Annotated in this window: 18 protein-coding genes; 4 read left to right on the plus strand and 14 right to left on the minus strand. The window is 63.8% G+C overall.

Going from position 1 to position 17666, the window contains the following annotated elements:
• Nucleotides 1-17: 17 nt before the first annotated feature.
• From ACIPO9_RS10935 to ACIPO9_RS10955, 5 genes are all read right to left on the minus strand, one after another.
• Nucleotides 18-2258: a TonB-dependent siderophore receptor gene (locus tag ACIPO9_RS10935; RefSeq protein ID WP_400780795.1), complete on the minus strand. Its 2241-nt coding sequence runs from the start codon at nucleotides 2256-2258 to the stop codon at nucleotides 18-20.
• A gap of 231 nt (nucleotides 2259-2489) precedes the next feature.
• Nucleotides 2490-3839, minus strand: a complete 1350-nt coding sequence (locus tag ACIPO9_RS10940; RefSeq protein WP_400780797.1) for a histidine kinase sensor domain-containing protein — start codon at nucleotides 3837-3839, stop codon at nucleotides 2490-2492.
• Nucleotides 3839-4531, minus strand: a complete 693-nt coding sequence (locus ACIPO9_RS10945) for a response regulator transcription factor (RefSeq protein WP_400780798.1) — start codon at nucleotides 4529-4531, stop codon at nucleotides 3839-3841. The genes ACIPO9_RS10940 and ACIPO9_RS10945 overlap by 1 nt, the downstream gene beginning before the upstream one ends.
• A gap of 242 nt (nucleotides 4532-4773) precedes the next feature.
• Nucleotides 4774-5979: an MFS transporter gene (locus ACIPO9_RS10950; RefSeq protein ID WP_400780801.1), complete on the minus strand. Its 1206-nt coding sequence runs from the start codon at nucleotides 5977-5979 to the stop codon at nucleotides 4774-4776.
• Between the two features lie 98 nt (nucleotides 5980-6077).
• The gene (locus tag ACIPO9_RS10955) at nucleotides 6078-6935 is read right to left on the minus strand and encodes a LysR family transcriptional regulator (protein WP_400780804.1); all 858 of its coding nucleotides are present in this window, start codon (nucleotides 6933-6935) and stop codon (nucleotides 6078-6080) included.
• Nucleotides 6936-7045: 110 nt separating this feature from the next.
• On the opposite strand from ACIPO9_RS10955, the gene ACIPO9_RS10960 reads away from it, so the two are divergent.
• Nucleotides 7046-7753: a GNAT family N-acetyltransferase gene (locus ACIPO9_RS10960; RefSeq protein WP_400780806.1), complete on the plus strand. Its 708-nt coding sequence runs from the start codon at nucleotides 7046-7048 to the stop codon at nucleotides 7751-7753.
• A gap of 746 nt (nucleotides 7754-8499) precedes the next feature.
• Here the strand turns inward: ACIPO9_RS10960 and ACIPO9_RS10965 are convergent.
• Genes ACIPO9_RS10965 through ACIPO9_RS10975 form a run of 3 tightly spaced genes read right to left on the minus strand, consistent with a single transcriptional unit; the run spans nucleotide 8500 to nucleotide 10903 of the window.
• Entirely contained in the window at nucleotides 8500-9105 is a 606-nt protein-coding gene (locus ACIPO9_RS10965) for a class I SAM-dependent DNA methyltransferase (RefSeq protein ID WP_400780809.1), read from the minus strand.
• On the minus strand, nucleotides 9102-9875 hold the full coding sequence (locus ACIPO9_RS10970; protein ID WP_400780812.1) for a PIG-L deacetylase family protein: 774 nt from the start codon (nucleotides 9873-9875) through the stop codon (nucleotides 9102-9104). The genes ACIPO9_RS10965 and ACIPO9_RS10970 overlap by 4 nt, the downstream gene beginning before the upstream one ends.
• Nucleotides 9872-10903: an acyl-CoA dehydrogenase family protein gene (locus ACIPO9_RS10975; protein ID WP_400780815.1), complete on the minus strand. Its 1032-nt coding sequence runs from the start codon at nucleotides 10901-10903 to the stop codon at nucleotides 9872-9874. The genes ACIPO9_RS10970 and ACIPO9_RS10975 overlap by 4 nt, the downstream gene beginning before the upstream one ends.
• 186 nt (nucleotides 10904-11089) lie before the next feature.
• Between ACIPO9_RS10975 and ACIPO9_RS10980 the strand changes: the two genes are divergently transcribed.
• The 3 genes from ACIPO9_RS10980 (at nucleotide 11090) to ACIPO9_RS10990 (ending at nucleotide 12674) form a co-directional block, all read left to right on the plus strand.
• Nucleotides 11090-11467, plus strand: a complete 378-nt coding sequence (locus ACIPO9_RS10980) for a DUF2946 family protein (RefSeq protein ID WP_400780817.1) — start codon at nucleotides 11090-11092, stop codon at nucleotides 11465-11467.
• A 119-nt stretch (nucleotides 11468-11586) separates the two neighbouring features.
• Complete coding sequence (locus tag ACIPO9_RS10985) at nucleotides 11587-12195, plus strand: SCO family protein (protein WP_274133925.1); 609 nt, start codon at nucleotides 11587-11589, stop codon at nucleotides 12193-12195.
• Entirely contained in the window at nucleotides 12195-12674 is a 480-nt protein-coding gene (locus tag ACIPO9_RS10990) for a copper chaperone PCu(A)C (RefSeq protein WP_400780819.1), read from the plus strand. Before ACIPO9_RS10985 ends, ACIPO9_RS10990 begins: the two co-directional genes overlap by 1 nt.
• Nucleotides 12675-12896: 222 nt before the next feature.
• Here the strand turns inward: ACIPO9_RS10990 and ACIPO9_RS10995 are convergent, their stop codons facing one another.
• The 6 genes from ACIPO9_RS10995 to ACIPO9_RS11020 all read right to left on the minus strand — a co-directional run bounded on the left by ACIPO9_RS10995 (nucleotide 12897) and on the right by ACIPO9_RS11020 (nucleotide 17589).
• Entirely contained in the window at nucleotides 12897-14171 is a 1275-nt protein-coding gene (locus ACIPO9_RS10995) for an Nramp family divalent metal transporter (protein ID WP_400781068.1), read from the minus strand.
• Between the two features lie 141 nt (nucleotides 14172-14312).
• Nucleotides 14313-14978 (minus strand): glycosyltransferase family 2 protein, encoded by a 666-nt coding sequence (locus ACIPO9_RS11000; RefSeq protein WP_274133923.1) that lies wholly within the window; start codon nucleotides 14976-14978, stop codon nucleotides 14313-14315.
• 133 nt (nucleotides 14979-15111) lie between these two features.
• Nucleotides 15112-15675 (minus strand): type 1 glutamine amidotransferase domain-containing protein, encoded by a 564-nt coding sequence (locus tag ACIPO9_RS11005; protein WP_274133922.1) that lies wholly within the window; start codon nucleotides 15673-15675, stop codon nucleotides 15112-15114.
• 114 nt (nucleotides 15676-15789) lie between these two features.
• Nucleotides 15790-16125 carry a hypothetical protein gene (locus ACIPO9_RS11010; protein ID WP_274133921.1) on the minus strand — a complete coding sequence of 112 codons (336 nt, stop codon included), beginning with the start codon at nucleotides 16123-16125 and terminating at the stop codon, nucleotides 15790-15792.
• 351 nt (nucleotides 16126-16476) lie between these two features.
• The gene (locus ACIPO9_RS11015) at nucleotides 16477-16842 is read right to left on the minus strand and encodes a hypothetical protein (protein WP_400780821.1); all 366 of its coding nucleotides are present in this window, start codon (nucleotides 16840-16842) and stop codon (nucleotides 16477-16479) included.
• A gap of 57 nt (nucleotides 16843-16899) precedes the next feature.
• Entirely contained in the window at nucleotides 16900-17589 is a 690-nt protein-coding gene (locus ACIPO9_RS11020) for a hypothetical protein (protein ID WP_400780823.1), read from the minus strand.
• Between the last annotated feature and the right edge of the window lie 77 nt (nucleotides 17590-17666).

Genomic DNA, 17666 nt, shown 5'->3' on the forward strand with positions numbered 1-17666 from the left:
AGGCGGTCTCGTCAGGTTCAGAACGATGCGGTCAGGCTGGTGTACAGCGTGCGGCCAGGCTCGTTGTAGGTCGCCGCGCCCGCGCCGTCGATGTTGGCCACGCCCTGTGCGTTGCCCTCACGGAACAGGCGCTTGTCGAACAGGTTGTCGACGCCGGTGGTCAGGCTCAGGTTTTTGGTGATGGCGTAGGTGCCGCTGACACCTGCGATGGCATACGGCGACAGTTGGTTGTTGGAACTGCCGGTCACCCGCGCGCCGTGGTAGTCGTATTTCTTCGGCTTCTGTTTGCCGTACCACGCCACGCTGGCCTGGAACGACAGGTCGTTGGTCGCCTGCCAGTCGAGCATCGAGTTGAGGGTGTACTTGGGCGTCACCGACAGCACATCGCCGGTTTCCTTGTTTTTCGATTGCAGCATGTAGGTGAAATTGTTGTTCCACGTCAGCGCCTCGGCCGATGGAATCGTCAGGTTGCCCTCAAGGCCCTCGACCAGTGCCTTGGGCACGTTTTCCCACTGATAGACCGCCGCATTGGCATAGGTGCCGGTGCCGCCGGTGGCGCTGCCGACCGGGGACAGGCCCGACTCGATCTTGTTCTTGTAGTCGTTGCGGAAGTACGTCAGGCCCGCGACCCAGCCATCGGCCTTGTACTCGATGCCCAGTTCCTTGTTGACGCTGGTTTCGGCCTTGAGGCTGTCGTTGCCTTGCAGGTAGCAACTGGTGGTCTGGCCGTAGCAGCCCTGGCCGCGGCTGTAGAGCAAGTAGTTGGGGTTGAGCTGATACAGGTTCGGCGCTTTGTAGGCGCGGGCGATACCGGCCTTGAGGGTGAGGGTGTCGGTCAACTGGTGCGACAGGTTCAGCGACGGGCTCCAGTTGTCGCCGACGATGTCGTGGTGATCGAAGCGCAGGCCCGGGGTGAGCATGGTGCCTTCGAACAGCTCGATGTTGTCTTCGGCGAACAGCGAGAAGATGTGCGCTTCGGAGCTGGTGTCGCGCCCGGTACTGGCCAGGCCGCTGACGGCGCCGCCTTCGCTGGTGGTCTGGGTGTTGGCGCTGGGGTCGTCGAGTTTCTGCTCGACCCACTCGCTGCCCAGGGTCAGGGTCTGGTCCACGCCTGCGTGCAGCGGCAGGTTGACCTCGCCATGGGCTGTCAGGTCGTGGAGAGTGGCGGTGTAGAAATCGCTGTTGCTGAAAATACCCTCAGTGCCGCCCGCCAGGCCCTCGTTAATGCGCCTATTGCGGGTCTTTTCGTATTGCAGGTAGGCCAGGGTGCTGCCGAAGTCCCAGTCGCCGCGATGGGTCACCGAGTAGGTTTCGCGGTAGCTGCGATTGGTTTCGTGGCCCAGCAGGTTCTTCACCGTGGCGTTGCTGTTGGTGTTCTGGGTGTCGCCGGTGTAGATGTTGCCCTGGCGGCTGAAGCCGGCTTCGAATTCCAGGGTCTGCTCGGGCGTCAGGTGCCAGCTGAGCAGGCCGTTGACGTCCTTGTTGCGCACGCCTTCGCGGCCAGCGGGCAGGGTGCCGATCTGGTTGCCGGTGCGCAGCGACTCGTGGCCTTCGTTGATGTCGGCGTCGTCGGCATCAGTCTTGGCGACGTTGCCGTACACCCGGTAGCTGAGAGTGTCGGTCAGCGGGCCGCTCAAGCCGAAGTTCATGCGCTTGGTGGCGCCTTCGTCCTTGTGGGTCGGGAACGAGGTGTAGACGGTGGCGCTGCCGTGAGTTTCGGCACCGGCCTTCTTGGTGATGATGTTGATCACGCCGCCCGCAGCACCGTTGCCATAACGCGCCGCAGCAGGGCCGCGGATGACTTCGATGCGCTCGACCTGATCGGCCGGCACCCAGTTGGTGTCGCCGCGGCTGTCGCGTTCGCCACGCCAGCCGTAGCGCACCGAATTGCGGCTGCCCACCGGTTTGCCGTCCACCAGGATCAGGGTGTTTTCCGGGCCCATGCCGCGGATGTCGATCTGGCGATTGTTGCCGCGCTGGCCGCTGCTGGAGTTGCCGGTCAGATTCACGCCCGGCATGGTGCGGATGATCTGCGACAGGTCATTGGCGGGCGGGCGTTTCCTGATGTCCTCGGCAGTGATGACCGACACCCCCGGTGCCTGCCTGATCTCTTCTTCGGCGGTGGCGACCACGTTCTGGTCAGGCAACTGGATGGCGTTGGATGGCTCCGGTTCAGCAGCGGCGTGGACGGCGCCCGCCAGCAGGCAGCCGGACAGCAGCACGAAAGGGGCAAGTGAGGGCAGGGGGCGCAACGACATCGATGATCTCCGAGGGAACGACATGACGCAGGAAGATCACGAATGATAATGACTGCTTTTTGCGAGTAAAGCGCATTAACTTTCTAAACACTTGCGGACGCTCCCGCCGGCAAGCCGTGCTGCTACGGGATCCGGGGTGGACGCAAATGTTGTGAACACCACCAAACCCGTAGCAGCCGGGCTTGCCCGCGGGGGCGGCTTCAAGGACGCCCTCGCCAGCAAACCGTGCTGCTACGGTTGGTGCTCATGGGCCACTGGCAACGTCATGTGCATGATGAGCCCGGGCGTGCCGTTACTGGCCCACAGGTTGCCGCCCTGCAACTGCACCGCGCGGCGGGCGATGGCCAGGCCGAGGCCGAAGCCTTCGCTGCTGGTGTCCAGACGCTGGTAGGGCACGAAGATGGTTTCCAGATCGTCCTCGGCCACGCCCGGCCCTTCATCCTGCAGGCACAGGTGCCAGTGATGGTCCTCGCGCCAACCGGAGAGGGTGATCTTGCCCTGTGGCGGTGAGAAACGAATGGCATTGCGCAGCAGGTTTTCCAGAGCCTGGGCGACGCTGTCCAGATGCACCTGCACACAGCAGTCGGTGCCCAGCAGGCACAACAGGCGCCTCGGTGACCAGCCGCTTTCGAAACAGGCGTCTTCGCACAGCGCTTCCCAGATCGACAGCATCAGCACCGGCTCAGTGGGCAGTTGCGGGCGTTCGGTGTCCATCCAGGCCAGATCGAGGGTGTCTTCCAGCAGGCGCTGCATGTCGTTGATTTCAAGATCAAGCCGCGCTCGCAATTGCTCGGGGGCAAGATCGCTGTCGTGGGCGATGCGCAAGCGCGCCAGCGGTGTGCGCAGTTCGTGGGACAGGGTGCGCAACAACAGCCGCTGCTGGTTCAGGCTCTGGCGCAGACGCTCGGCCATGTGCTCGAAGGCGCCGGCCAGTTCACCCAGTTCATCGCGCCGGTTCATCAGCGGCAAACCTGGGCCGGCGCTGTCCAGATCATCGGCCTTGAGGCTGTCGGCGCGGTCGCGCAGGCGGTTGAGCGGCACCACCAGATGCCGATAGATCAACAGCCCGAGCAAGGCCGCCAGCAGCGTCGGCATGACCCCGTGGCTGAGCACGTGGGTCCAGGGTGTCAGGCCGCCGGGCAGCAGGCGTTCGGGCAATTGCATGACCAGCCGGCCCTGTTCCGGCGCCTCGGGAAATTCGATGCTGACGAAGGGCAGCTCATCCTGAAGGCGCCGGCTCATGGGCCAGTCGAGTTTGCGCATGAAGGTCAGGTGACTGGATTCCAGTGCGGTCAGCCGCGTCGTGCCCAGGCTCTCCAGATGGGGACCGATGATCGCCACCCAGGTGTTCTCTTCATCCGCCAGCCGATGACGAAACTGCTCGATGCCTGTCGCACCCTGATCGCGCCAGATCTGCTCGGCCTGTTGCGCGTAGCGGGCCAGATAAAGCCGGTCCGCCTGATCCAGAAAGTAGGTGCTGCGCTCGGCCGAGAGGCCCCAGGTCCAGATGATCCACGTCAGCAGCAGGCAGAAGGAAATCTGCAGAAGCGCCAGCTTCCACAGCAACGGATGACGACGCATCAGCTTCTGTCCGTGTCGATCAGGATGTAGCCCTGGCCGCGCACGGCCTGAATCTGCAGGTGGTTGACCCCCACGGCGAGCAGCTTGCGTCGCAGGTTGCAGACGTGCACGTCCAGCCCGCGATCCAGCCGGGTGTAGATCCGGTGCAGCACCTGTTGATAGAGAAACGCTTTGCTCAGGGCTTCACCGGCGTGCTCGCGCAGGGTCATCAGCAGCCGGTATTCCGAAGCGGTCAACCCTGCACGTTGATGAGCATGGGTGACGTCCTGCACCTCGTCATCGAACTGCACCAGGGCGTCGTCACGGGCGACCTTGGGCGCCTGGGTGCGGGCCATCCGGCGAAGCAACGCATTGGCGCGGGCATCCAGTTCGGCGAGGCTGAACGGCTTGGGCAGGTAATCGTCGGCGCCCCGGGTAAACCCGGTAATGCGGTCCTGCTCGGCACCCAGGGCCGACATCAGCATCACCGGCGTGTCGTCCTCCGTGCGCAGGGTTTCGAGCAATGTCAGGCCGTCCATGCCGGGCAACATGATATCCAGCAGTGCCAGGTCGAAACGCCTGGCTTGCACCGCCGCCAGGCCCTGATTGCCGCATTGGCAGGCGGTCACGGCAAAGCCGCGCTTTTGAAAATGCAGGTCCAGGTCATTGCGCAGGCGCGCGTCGTCTTCGACCAGCAGCAGAGTAGGGGTCATGGGGAGGCTTAGGTGAAATGACTTTATGAGAATCGTTCGCGGTTGCGAATATCTCATTCCTGGCCTGTTTGCGCAAACGTTCAGTGATGTCCTACGCGGCGCAGTGCCGACGCGGTTGACGTTTTGATTGTTGTGGATGTGCCGGTTTGAAGATCGACCCGCGGGCAAGCCCGGCTGCTACGGGCTTATGTCGATCCCCTCGTAGCAGCACGGCTTGCCGGCGGGGCGATCTTGGAAATGCCTCACACCGACTGCACACCCTCGCACCGCTGGCTGGCATGGCTGCGGTACAACGCCACAAGTGCCAATACCGCCAACCCCGCGATCACGCCCGCCAAGACACTGATCGCCACGTGCAAACTGAACAGGTCAATCAGGTACCCGGTCACCACCGGAATGATTCCCGCCGGCACATAACCGCCCATGTTGAAGATTGCGTTGGCCTCGGCACGGCGCTTGGGCGCGACGTTCCGGGCGATCAGGGTCAGGCCGCCCAGTTGACCAAAGCCTTGCCCAGCACCGGCCAGCAGTGCCGCGGCGATCAGCCAGGCCGGTGAGCCCAGTTGCAGGGCGGTCCACAGGCTGCCCATCGCCAGAATCGTCATCAGGCCGCTGAGCATGAACACCTGGTTCATGCCGCGCTTTTTGGCCGCAAACTGCACACCCACGGCGGTGAGAAACATCGCAAAAGCCATGAACCCGGCAATCAGCGGGCTGTTGGCGTGCAACAGGGTGGCGAGCATTTTCGGCCCCAGCGCCAGCACGAAACAGGTGGACGTCAGCCCCGGACCGAAGAACGAAACGCCACGTGCCACGATGCCGACGTGTTCTGCGGCCACCGATGGCAGCTTCGGCCGAAAGCGCCCTGTGCCCAGCTTGACAGCGGGCTGGCGCATCACCACCAGCAAGGCAAGCAGCAACAGCAGGATTTCGCTGTTGAACACCCAGTCGATGGGCGCTGCAACGTATTGCGCGATCACGCCTGCCAGCAACGGCCCGGTGCCTGCGCCCAGGACCATCGACACCGAGGCGATCAACGAGGCGAAGGGCTTGCGCTGTTCGCTCGCGTGTTCGACCACATTGGCCATGCCCGCCGACACCACGATCCCCACTGAAATCCCGCTGAGCAGCCTGGCCAGCATCAGGATGGCGACGCTGTCTGCATGTTCGAACAGCAAGGCGGCGACAATGGCGATCACCACTCCCGGCACCAACAGCGCCTTGCGGCCATAGTGGTCAGCCAGTTGCCCGGCCACGGCGAGGGTCAGCAGCAGGCCAAGGATGTAGCAGCCGAAAATCACCGTCAGGGTGCCGGAGCCGAACCCCAGGCTCTGCTGCCAGTGGCTGTAGAGCGGGGTGGCGGCGTTGGACAAGATGAACACCGCAGTGACGATCCAGGCGGCCCTGAAGATGGGCAGATTTCCCGAATGTGGGGGTTGAACGTTCATGGCAAAAGCCTCTCATGGATTTCTCTGTTGCCGCCGAGGATAGAGAGCAGCATGAGGGGCGGGAATTGGCCGCAGGCGCATACGGCATGTGAAAAAATTCACATGGGGTCGGGTGACGCCAGGCATTCGATGAGGAAATCCAGCACCACGCGAATCTTGCCTGCGTTGCGCAAGTCCTCGTGATAGGCCAGCCAGACGGGCAGGCTCAGGGCGGTGTCGCAGGCCGGAGCGCGCTTGAGCCGGTACTCGTGAGCGAGAAAGCCGGGCAGCAACACCAGCCCGCCGTCGCCGGCGGCCGCCTGGGCCTGGACCCGCAGGTCATTACTGGAAATCACCAGCGCCCGACCGTCCAGATGGCCGCGCAACCATTGCTGTTGCACCGAATGTTCCATGCTCTGGTCGTAGCCGATGAACTGATAGTCGGCAGGTGTGTGGTTGTCCAGGTAACGTTCGCTGGCGTACAGCGAGAAGGGCAGGTCGGCCAGGTGTTTGGCCACCACCTGGGCCTCTTCGGGGCGGGCGTAGAGCAGGGCGACGTCGGTTTCCTTGCGCGCCAGCGAAGCGATGGATTTGGAACCGACCATGCGCACCTTCAGCCCCGGATAGCGCTCGCGCAGCCGGCCGATGTTCGGGGCGATCAGGGTCGCGAGAAAGGCCGGGGGCGAGGAGATGACCACCTCGCCTTCGATGCGGTCATGCTCGCCACCGGCAAAGCGTTGCAGGGCGAAGGAGGCGCTGGACATCTGCTCGGCGAATTCACTGACGCGCAACCCGTCGGCGGTGAGTTCATAGACCCGGCCACGGCGGTCCACCAGCTTGAGTGCGAGCGAGGCTTCAAGCGATGCAATGCGCCGCGCCACCGTGGCGTGTTCGACGCCCAGCGTGCGGGCTGCGGCGGCGAGGCTGCCTTCACGGGCAAAGGTTGCAAAGAAGCGCAGATCGTCCCAGTCGAACATGGTCGCGGCGGGGTCCTGAAAAAGTGGGATTGCGGCCGCTCACCTTAGCAATTCGAGCGCGCCGGCAGAAGCCGGTATGATGCTCCGGTTCAGCCTTCATCAGGATTTCCATGTTCACCATCACGCGCCTTGCGAACACCCCACCGGAATCGATCGACAGCCAGATCATGCAGCTGGTGATCGACTACGTGACCGACATCAGCATGGTCGGCATCGCCCCGAGCAACCCGTTGTACCCGCTGTATCAGTATGGCGTGGGCCATGAAGTGCACCAGTACCTGCAGGCGATGGATGGCTCGCGGGGCATGCCAGTGGAATTGATCGTCGCGCTGGATGCCGAGGATCCGTCGATTGTCGCAGGCTTTCTGCTGTACCTGCCGGTGCAGGATGATCCGCAGGCCTGTGCGGTGGCGTACATGGCGGTGCGGGCAGCCCGGCGCAGGCAGGGTATCGCACGGACGATGCTGGAAAAAATGCTCGAGCGTTACCCCCATGCGGAACTGGCCTGCTTTGTCGGCAAGGTGCCGTACTTCGAGGCGATGGGGTTTCAGGTGCTGTCCGCCCGCGGACCACAGGTGGTGATGAACACGCGGGACCGACAGACCGACGGCTTGCTCGCGGTGCTCGACGTGGCGCCGATCTACAGCTCGGTGGAAGTGCGGCAGATCCATGCGTACCTGCTCAACCAGCACGGCAAACGGGCCATGGTGGACGCCGAAAAACAGCGCGACCGCCACCTGGACCAGATGACCCGCCAGGCACGGTTGTTCGTGATGGGCCGGTTAGCCGCTAACGACCCGCAATCCCCAACCCAGTAGCAGCACGGCCGGGCGGCGCTCCGCTTGCTGGCGTCGGCGATTCCAAAGCCGCCCCCGCCGGCAAGCCGTGCTGCTACAGGGATAGGGGTTGGCCTCAAGTGGTGTGACCACCGCGATTGCGTAGGAGCGCGCTTGCCCGCGAATGCGTCAGGCCAGACACCTCGATATCGAGTGAACCACCGCCGTCGCGGGCAAGCGCCCTCCTACAGGCTTGTGCCAAACCCGGATAGCGCGCACCACGCAAATCCGTAGCAGCCCGGCTTGCCGGCGTCGGCGGTTTCGAGACCGCCAACGCCGGCAAGCGGAGCGCCGCCCGGCCGTGCTGCTACGTGGGTGAGGGTTGTACTCAAGTGGTGTGACCACCGCGATTGCGTAGGAGCGCGCTTGCCCGCGAATGCGTCAGGCCAGACACCTCGATGTCGAGTGAACCACCGCGGTCGCGGGCAAGCGCGCTCCTACAGGTGTGTGCCAAACCCGGATAGCGCGCACCACGCAAATCCGTAGCAGTCCGGCTTGCCGGCGTCGGGGATTTCGAGACCGCCGACGCCGGCAAGCGGAGCGCCGCCCGGCCGTGCTGCTACGTGGGTGAGGGTTGTTCTCAAGTGGCGTGACCAACCCGATTCCGTAGGAGCGCGCTTGCCCGCGAATGCGTCAGGCCAGACACCTCGATGTCGAGTGAAGCACCGCCGTCGCGGGCAAGCGCGCTCCTACAGGTTTGTGCCAGACCCGGATAGTGCGCACTACGCTCAAGCCTCCCGAACCTGTTCGTCCAGATCGATGCCGCCAGGCTGTCTGCTCCACACCTCCAGCAGGAAATCCGGTTCCTCGTGGCGCAAGGTGCGATGCAGTCGCAGCCTTGAATGCAGCAGGCTGTGGGCCTCGCGTCCGGTCATGGCGCAGCCGTCGATCGGTTGCAGCCAGTGGCAGGCCAGCACGGCGCCGTCGGGCGTCAGGCTGGCGAGCATGTGGTCGATCACCTCGATGAACGAGGCAGGCGTCAGGTAATAGGCCCACTCGCTGACCACGATCAGGTCGAACGCGCCTTCGGGCCAGTCCTCAGGCAACCGGCCCTGCACGACCCTGGCCCTGGAAAACCGCTTGAGCCGCTGCACGGCCAGTTCCACGGCGCGCGGGCAGAGGTCCATGCACACCAGGCTGTCGCAACGCTGGGCCAACGCCACGCTCAGCTCGCCGTTGGCGCAGCCGGGTTCGAACGCCCGCTCATAGCGCTGGCGGGGCAGTGCGGCCAGGGTCAGGTCGCGTTTGCGCTGCTCGTACCAGCGGGTGCGAAACGCCCAGGGATCGTCGCTGTCGGCGAACAGCTCATCGAAATAGTCGGCAGGCAGGCTCACAGGAACACCAGTTCGAAAGGCTGCAGCATGCGCTCCAGCGTGTCAGGAGCCAGGACCGGGGCGCTACCGGTGCTGGAGTCGGTCTGCAACTGGGTGGCATGGGCTTCGATGGCCCAGCGCTTGCGCCGCTGCTGCTCGTCATTGAGCACCAGCTTGCGTGCATGGGCCCAGGGGATTCTTGGATCGTTTGGCTCGGCCCAGTGCCAGGCCCACACCGGTGTCTCAAGCAAGGTCGCCCCGGTATTGGCCGCTGCCTGAGCGGCGCAATGGCCTACGGCTTCGTGATCGCAGTGGCCGTCGTGTCGCCAGGTGGTGATCACCACATCGTCAGGCCCCAGGTCTTCGCTGAGCAGGGCGATCAGCGATTCCGCCCGATCCGCCACCTGGCCGTCGGCGATGCCCAGGCGTTGCCAGCACAGACGCTGCACATCGAAGCCCAGCCGGGCGACGGCGCGCTCGCTTTCCTTGCGCCGCTCCAGACGCAGCATCATCTGTGGCCACTGCGGCGAATCCGCATGGCTGGCCTCGCCATCAGTCACCGAGATCAGTTGAACAGGATTGCGCCGCCCGACCATCCCCGCCAGCAGGCCACCGCAGGCGAGGATTTCGTCGTCCGGATGAGGCGCCAGCACCACCAGCCGCGAGCCGGTGGGCACCAGTTCGCTGAGGGTAATGGGGCGCACGCCTTGCAGTGCCGGGCTGGTCTGCCAGTCGGTCAAGGGTGTGCCACGCACGCCAAAGGGATCTGAGTTACTCAGGGCCATGTTCATAGGGTCCAATCCTCCGTTTCCTGTTTGGCCAGTAACTGGCCCAGGTGCGCCAGATCCCGTTCGGCGTGGCTCTGACGAATAAAGACCGGCAAATCCACTGCCAGCCGGGCAAAGTGCGAGTCGCGACAGAATGGCGTGGCGCCCAGTGCGCGGCCCACGTGCTGACGCACCTGTTCGACAGCCATTTCCACCTGGGCGCGCAGGCGTTGCACTGCCAGTTGCGCGTCATCCCGGGGATGGGCGTCGATCCACGCGGCGCATTCGCGCAGGGCCGCTGCCGCGCCGCACAACGCGGCATCCACCGCGCCCAGATGTGCGTCCCCATGAGGGTCGTTGCGGCCTTTGCCACGCTGCTCGCGCAGGGGCTTGGCCAGCGCGACCGCCGCGCCATACCACGCTGCAGCGATGCCTGCGCCGCCCTGCCAGAACCCGGGCCTGCTCAGATAGGCGCCGGGCCCGCCGACGCTGTGGCCCACCACGCCGTCGAAGTGCACGTCGACACTGGCGGTGCTGGCCATCCCGACTGCCTGCCAGGCCTGCCCGTCGACACTCACGCCGGGGCTGTCCAGGCGCACCGCGACCAGTTGCGGTTGATCGTCCGCAGCCCAGGCAGTCAGCAGCGCGTAGTCGATCTGCTGGGCGCCGGAACACCACGCCTTGCGGCCGCGCAGCAGCACTTCGGTGCCTTGTTGCTGGACGATAGAGACACGCGCATCCGGCGGCTCGGCCGCCCAGACACCCCAGATGCCGGGCAGGAAAAACGGGTTGAAGGCCAACTCGGCGAGGATCGCCAGGGCATCGGTGTGGCCCTCGTACAGCTTGAGCAGCGCCAGATCGATGCCGCCCACGGCTGCCAGTTGTTGCCAGCGCGCCAGGGTCTGGCCGCTGGCGGGCAGGGGCAGTTGGTCCAGGCCGTGCTCGATGCACAGGCGCATGGCTTCGGCCAGCGCGTCGCCGCTCATGGGCGGGTTGGGACGCCGGGCAAAATCGGCCAGCAGCGCGTCGAGGGTGAGTGCGGTGTCCGCCATGCCTGAAGTGCTCCCTGAGGTATCTGGCTGTCGAGCAGCTCCTGACATTCGGCACTGACCCGGGCGCGGGGTTCCGAGAGATTTCAGGTCAAATAAACCAGGCTGATAGAGATGCGCGGTTTTGTCGCACCCGCAAGTCCGGCCCCGTTACATCTCGGGGGGCGCAAGCAGGTAGAATGCGGCCCCATGAAACTCGTCCGAACCCACCAATCGCTCATTGCCTGGATGCTCTACGGCGCCATCCTGTTCACCGGGCTTGTGTGCAGTACCAGCCATGGACAGATGCTGCGGGCGTTCAATCAGGCCGGCCCATCGGCCGATTGCAGTGCCGACCATGGGATGTCGGGGCAGATGGACATGGCGCAGATGGGCGATCACGCGCAACTGATGAAACTGTCCATGACCGATTGCGCCTTCGCCGGCAGCCTGGCCCTGGCGCTGGTGTTCTACATCGGCCTGGACTGGCTGGCGCGCACCTTGCGCAAGCGCGTGCCGCGTTCGGACTACCTGCTGCGCAAACCTCCGCGACATCTCTTCCCCGGTCTTTCGCCCCAGGCGCCCTGAACGCTGGCCGCGAAACCCGCTGACTGTTTGGCGTCGCCCGCCCTGGGGCCTTGAAGGCTGCAGGCCGGGCGAGTAAAGGCTGGCGCCAACGCTGGCCGCTGCTTCAGAGAGTTCGTCACATGAATGATTTATTGACCCGCCGTCAGGTGCTGACCGGCATGAGCGTGCTGGGCCTGGGCCTGCTTGCGGGCTGCGATGGCTCGACCACCGCGCTGGATTTCAAATACGGCAAGGATCTGTCCAACAAGATCATGGGCCGCACCTTCAAGCTCACCGACACTCAGGGCGAGGTGAAGACCCTGTCCAGTTATCGGGGGCTGATGCCGATGGTGTTCTTCGGTTTCACACAGTGCCCGGCAGTCTGTCCGACGGCCCTTGCCCGCGCGGCCCAGATCAAGAAGATCATGGGCGAGGACGGCAAGACGCTGCAGGTGATCTTCATCACCGTCGACCCCGAGCGCGACACGCCAGAGATCCTCGACGCCTACGTCAAGCAGTTCGACCCAAGCTTCGTTGCCCTGCGCGGCACCCTCGAGCAGACGCAGCACGTGGCCAAGGAGTTCGGGGTGTTCTACGAGAAAGTCCCGGCCGGTGAGACATACACCATGTCCCACACCGCCACCAGTTTCGTCTTCGACTCCCGGGGCAACCTGCGCCTGGGCCTGTCGCCATCACTGTCCGCCAAACAATGCGCGGAAGATCTGACCACTGTCATGGAGGTCTGCTGATGACCGCTCTGTTTTCCAAATCCGTACTGGCTTTCTCGTTGTTGCTTGGTGTGAGCCTGTCGGCCATGGCGCAGACCCGCGTGGACGATGCCTGGGTGCGCACCACCGTGCAGGGGCAGCCGACATCGGGCGCGTTCATGCGCATCACCGCCGATACCGACAGCAAGCTGCTCAGCATCAGCTCGCCGGTGGCCAAGGATGTGCAGATTCACCAGATGAGCATGACTGATGACGTGATGCGCATGGGGCCGGTGGATTCGGTGGCGTTGCCTGCGGGCAAGGCGGTATCGCTGGACCCGGACGGGTATCACGTGATGCTGATGGGGTTGACCGGCGCGATCAGGGAAGGGGATCAAGTGCCATTGACCCTGACCATCGAGAACGACAAGGGCGTGCGCGAAGAAGTGCAGGTCACGGCCCCCGCCAAGGCCATGTCGAGCCAGATGGACATGGGCCACGATCACAGCAAGATGCATTGATGTAAGCGGGGGGCAACCGATATCGCCCCTCAGTCCCGTAGCCGCCGGACTTGCCCGCGGATCGATCTCGATCCCCTGTGGGAGCGGGCTTGCCCGCGAAAGCGTCAGGTCAGACACCTTGATGTTGAATGACCTACCGCCTTCGCGGGCAAGCCCGCTCCCACAGGTAATCGCTGGAACCCCGACGGCAAGCGGAACCCCGCCCGGCCGGACTGCTACGGTTCAGGCCATCGCCATCCCTACCAGCAACACCAGATTCAATCCGATAATCAACAACACAATCCCCCACGCCAGCCCCGTCAACACCGGCCCTGTGACGAAACTGCCCATCAACTTCCGGTCCGACACGAACCGCACCAGCGGCACGATCGCGAACGGCAATTGCATCGACAGGATCACCTGGCTCAACACCAGCAACTTCGCCGTTCCTTCCGCACCATAAAGACTGGTCACCACAATCACCGGGATGATCGCCAGACCCCGGGTCAGCAGGCGTCGCACCCAGCCCGGCAGTTTGAGGCGCAGGAACCCCTCCATCACGATCTGCCCGGCCAGGGTGGCGGTTACCGTGGAGTTGATCCCGGACGCCAGCAGCGCAATGGCGAACAGCGCCGAGGCTATCCCCACCCCGAGCATCGGCGAGAGCAGGTGATAAGCCTGCTCGATTTCCACCACGTCGGTCTTGCCCGCCTTGTGAAACACCGTGGCGGCGGTGATCAGGATCGCTGCGTTGACGAACAGCGCCAGCGTCAGTGCGATGGTGCTGTCCGTCACCGCCCAGCGCAGGCCGATGCGCCGGCCCTCATCGGTGCGCGGGTAGGCGCGGGTCTGCACGATGGAGGAGTGCAGGTACAGGTTGTGGGGCATCACCGTCGCGCCAATGATGCCGATGGCCAGGTACAGCGCCGCAGGGTTGGTGACGATTTCGGCCTTGGGAATGAAGCCTGCGAACAGCTCCGCCATGTCCGGGCGGGCAAGCACCATCTGGATCGCGAAGCAGCCGAAGATAATCAAGAGCAACGCAATGACGAACGCCTCCAGTGCCCGAAAACCTTTGCCCATCAGCAGCAGGATCAGGAATACATCGATGGCCGACAGCACCGCGCCCCACACCAGCGGGATGCCGAACAGCAGGTTCAGGGCAATCGCCGTCCCGATTACCTCGGCCAGATCACAGGCGATGATCGCGATTTCACAGGCCAGCCACAGGGCAATGCACACCGGCCGGCTGTAGCGCTCGCGGCAGGCCCGGGCAAGGTCCCAGCCGGTGACGATGCCCAACCGCGCCGAGAGCGCCTGCAACGCAATCGCCATGAGGTTGGACAGCAGAATCACCGACAGCAACAGGTAGCCGAATTGCGAACCACCGGCAATGTCGGTGGCCCAGTTGCCGGGGTCCATGTAACCCACGGCGACCATATAACCCGGGCCGGTAAAGGCCAGCAGGCGTTTGAACCAGTGCGTGGTATTCGGCATCGCGACACTGGCGCTGGGCATGCCGCCCCCCAGTGTGTCGTCGCCGGGGTTGGCCCGGTTCTTTATCGGTTGCATCGCTCGCTTTCCCGCTCTGATGAGGATCGCCTGGGCGCAACGTCGACGATCCGGAACAGGCCCCCGGATCTCTGCGCGTACTCAGGGTTAGCTTAATAACGAAGAACTGGCCAGTGAATTTAGGTAATCGCCAAAACCTTCCCGGCAGCGGCATGCCTTGCGTGCGCTGGTGATGACGCTGTTGCGGGCGGTCCAGACGATCTGCGCGCCGCTGCGTTCGAGGTCTTGCACCAGGTGCACGTCCTCGTGGGCAGGCAAGGCGCGGAAACCGCCAGCCCGCACATAGGCCGTCGAGGACACCCCCAGGTTGGCGCCGTGGATGTGCCGGTGGTCTTCGACGAACCGGTAATGGGCGTCGTAATGAATCTGCACATGAGGCGGGTGTTCCGACCAGTCGGTGACCTGGACCACGCCGCACACGGCATCGGCGCTCAGGGCGACCTGCTGCGTCAGCCAGCCGTGAGGCACCACGGTGTCGGCGTCGGTGAATGCCAGCCAGCGGGCACCGCGTTCGAGCATGCGCTGGGCGCCGGCGGCGCGGGTCATGCCGACGTTGCGATGGCTGCAGGCGACGGTCAACACGCCATGCGCCTGCGCAATCATGGCCGAATTGTCGGAGCAGTCGTCGAGCATGACCAGGATTTCTACCGCTTCGCCTTCGAGCCCGTCGTGGCGGGACGCTGCGATCAATGAACGGATGCAGTCATCCAGGAATTCTTCTTCGTTGTGGGCGGGGACGATGATCGCAATCATGGGCGAGCCTCTGACTGGCGCTCGCGAGAATCGCGCAGGCCTTTGTGATGTCGACGGGCCGCGAAAAAATTGGTTGCAAGTATTTTCGTTCAAGCCGACGCCGCGGCATGCGGCGTCGGCGTCTGACAACGAATCAGGCGGCGAGCAGGGCTTTGCCGATGGCTTCGTTGAAGGCCGGCAGGTCGTCAGGCGTGCGCGAGGTAATCAGCGTCCAGCCGTTGGCCGGGCACGCCTTGACTTGGGTGTCGACCCAGTCGGCAGCCTTGGCGTTGAGCAAGTCGATGCGCACGCTAGGGTAGGACGTCAGCGTCTTGCCGCCGACCACGCCTGCGTCGATCAACAGCCAGGGGCCGTGGCAGATCGCGGCGACCGTCTTGCCGGCGTCGGCGAATTCCTTGACCAGGCGCTGGGCATCGGCGTCCTGGCGCAGGGTGTCGGCGTTGACTGTGCCGCCAGGAATGACCAGCGCGTCGAACTCGGCGGCGGACAATCCGGCGAGGCGCGTATCGGAGGTGACGCTGGTGTCTTTCTCGGTGTCGTGCAGGAAGGTCTGCGCGTCACCGCCCTTGATGGTCGCGTGGGTCACCGTCGCGCCCATGCCTTGCAAGGCTTGCAGCGGCTTGAGCAGCTCATCGCGTTCGATGCCGGTGTTGGCGGTGATGATCAGGACTTTCTTGCCGGTGAGGGTCGTGCTCATGATGGTGATTCCTCTTGAGTTGAACAGCGCCCGACAGGTCGGGCGATATGGTTCTCTGAGGAAATCGGAAAAACGAAGTTCACCCCGATTGCATCACCGGGCCTTGGCCGCGACCTACAGGCAGTCGCGGGCGGCTTTCTCCAGAGCACTCTTGCCGAACGCCGAGGCCAGTGGCGCGCGCTGATAGAGGAAGGCGCGAGTATTGGGGTTGCCCTTGAACACTTCGAGGATATCGTCCTGGGCCACTTTGCCGGACACCAGCAACTTGTAATGACCCTTGGTCTCGGTCAGCGTGGTGTCGGGCTTGATCTTCTGCCACTTCTCGAAGACGCACTGCGCGTAGTCAGCGGCGGGCTTGGGAGTTTCCATGTTCACGGACGGATTGTTCGGGGTGGAACCACAGCCGGCCAGGGAAAGGGCCAGCACACTTGTCAGCAGTAAGAGACGCATCTATTTCATCCTGAAAACAGAAGTTGAAACACTTATTAGGCGATGAGCTGCCGCGCTATCAACGTGCCATTACCTGGCAGTTTCCAGATGCCCGGCAAAGTGCTTGTTTTGTCTCGATTTAATATTGTTTGAAGTTAAGAAACAAAATCATTTGCGTTAATGATGGGCGCGCCCACTATTAGTTGGCGCGTATGTTGACCATCAATTCGGGAAATGAAAAGAGCGCATTCGAAAATATCACCCATGACCGTTCGTACGGAAAAACGAATATTTCTCAACGCCCGCGTGTTCACCTCACGAACACCGTCCGGCACTGGATGATCCAGGCGCCGGGTCTCACGGTACATGTAGCTACGTGGCATTTTGAGGCCACAGGCTGTTTTCTGTGCCCAAGCGAGATGTGCTGAGGTTTCGATTGCCCTGGGGGCAATGGTCTTCGATTTGCACCGGCTTTGTTTGCGGTTCGATAACCAGAACAAGAAGGTGGAGGTATTTATGCAATTCAAACAAGCGATCCTTGCTCTTGCCATTGGTGGGGTGCTGTCGGCATCCACCGTGCTGATTCCTGACTCGATCTCTCACTCCAGCAGCGCCTACGCCAAAGACGGCGGTGGAGGCGGCGGTGGCGGTGGAGGCGGCGGTGGTGGTGGTAACGGCGGCGGTGGTGGAGGCAATGGAGGCGGCGGCGGTGGTAATGGAGGCGGTGGTGGTGGCCACGGCGGAGGCGGCGGTGGCAACGGTTCTGGAGGCGGTGGTGGCGGATCAGGCGGCGGATCAGGCGGCGGCTCGGGTGGTGGCAATGGCGGCGGCAACGGCGGTGGCGCCGGTGGCGGAAACGGTGGCAACGCAGGTGGCCATGCCGGTAACGACCAAGGCAACCACGATGGCGCCAATCATGATCGCGGCGATGACCATGGCAATCATGCAGCCAACCACGATGCAAATCATGAGGCCAACCACGAAGCCAACCATGAGGCGAATCACGAGGCCAACCACGAAGCCAATCATGAGGCCAACCACGAAGCCAATCATGAGGCGAACCACGAAGCCAACCACAACGTGGGCGACGACCGTGGCAACCACGCAGCCGATCACACCCAGATAGGGGACGATCGCGGCAATGACCAGGCTCGCGCAGGCGATGACCATGGCCGTGACCGTGGCAATCATGACCGTGGCGACGATCATGGCGGCCGTCGCGGCCATGCCCAGCCAGGTGATGACCACAGCGCCGACCAGGCTCGTGCAGGCGACGACCATGGCCGTGACCGTGGCAATCATGACCGTGGTGACGATCATGGCGGCCGTCGCGGCCATGCCCAGCCAGGTGATGACCACAGCGCCGACCAGGCTCGCGCAGGCGACGACCATGGCCGTGACCGTGGCAATCATGACCGTGGCGACGACCACGGTGGCCGTCGCGGCGTACAGGCTCAGGCCGCTGACGAAAGCCGTGTCTGACATGCTCTGAAGAACCGGGTGAAGCCGCAGGAAGCGGCTTCGTACCGGGCTGCAACCCTTCGGTATTACCCCCAATACCT

Source organism: Pseudomonas sp. NPDC090203, assembly GCF_044746765.1.
Taxonomy (GTDB): Bacteria; Pseudomonadota; Gammaproteobacteria; order Pseudomonadales; family Pseudomonadaceae; genus Aquipseudomonas; species Aquipseudomonas putida_AD.

Bases quoted from the DNA above. Each gene is read 5' to 3' on its own strand.
- ACIPO9_RS10935 (WP_400780795.1), bottom strand. From the start codon at position 2,258: ATGTCGTTGCGCCCCCTGCCCTCACTTGCCCCTTTCGTGCTGCTGTCC.
- ACIPO9_RS10940 (WP_400780797.1), bottom strand. From the start codon at position 3,839: ATGCGTCGTCATCCGTTGCTGTGGAAGCTGGCGCTTCTGCAGATTTCC.
- ACIPO9_RS10945 (WP_400780798.1), bottom strand. From the start codon at position 4,531: ATGACCCCTACTCTGCTGCTGGTCGAAGACGACGCGCGCCTGCGCAAT.
- ACIPO9_RS10950 (WP_400780801.1), bottom strand. From the start codon at position 5,979: ATGAACGTTCAACCCCCACATTCGGGAAATCTGCCCATCTTCAGGGCC.
- ACIPO9_RS10955 (WP_400780804.1), bottom strand. From the start codon at position 6,935: ATGTTCGACTGGGACGATCTGCGCTTCTTTGCAACCTTTGCCCGTGAA.
- ACIPO9_RS10960 (WP_400780806.1), top strand. From the start codon at position 7,046: ATGTTCACCATCACGCGCCTTGCGAACACCCCACCGGAATCGATCGAC.
- ACIPO9_RS10970 (WP_400780812.1), bottom strand. From the start codon at position 9,875: ATGAACATGGCCCTGAGTAACTCAGATCCCTTTGGCGTGCGTGGCACA.
- ACIPO9_RS10975 (WP_400780815.1), bottom strand. From the start codon at position 10,903: ATGGCGGACACCGCACTCACCCTCGACGCGCTGCTGGCCGATTTTGCC.
- ACIPO9_RS10980 (WP_400780817.1), top strand. From the start codon at position 11,090: ATGAAACTCGTCCGAACCCACCAATCGCTCATTGCCTGGATGCTCTAC.
- ACIPO9_RS10985 (WP_274133925.1), top strand. From the start codon at position 11,587: ATGAATGATTTATTGACCCGCCGTCAGGTGCTGACCGGCATGAGCGTG.
- ACIPO9_RS10990 (WP_400780819.1), top strand. From the start codon at position 12,195: ATGACCGCTCTGTTTTCCAAATCCGTACTGGCTTTCTCGTTGTTGCTT.
- ACIPO9_RS10995 (WP_400781068.1), bottom strand. From the start codon at position 14,171: ATGCCCAGCGCCAGTGTCGCGATGCCGAATACCACGCACTGGTTCAAA.
- ACIPO9_RS11000 (WP_274133923.1), bottom strand. From the start codon at position 14,978: ATGATTGCGATCATCGTCCCCGCCCACAACGAAGAAGAATTCCTGGAT.
- ACIPO9_RS11005 (WP_274133922.1), bottom strand. From the start codon at position 15,675: ATGAGCACGACCCTCACCGGCAAGAAAGTCCTGATCATCACCGCCAAC.
- ACIPO9_RS11010 (WP_274133921.1), bottom strand. From the start codon at position 16,125: ATGCGTCTCTTACTGCTGACAAGTGTGCTGGCCCTTTCCCTGGCCGGC.
- ACIPO9_RS11020 (WP_400780823.1), bottom strand. From the start codon at position 17,589: ATGTCAGACACGGCTTTCGTCAGCGGCCTGAGCCTGTACGCCGCGACG.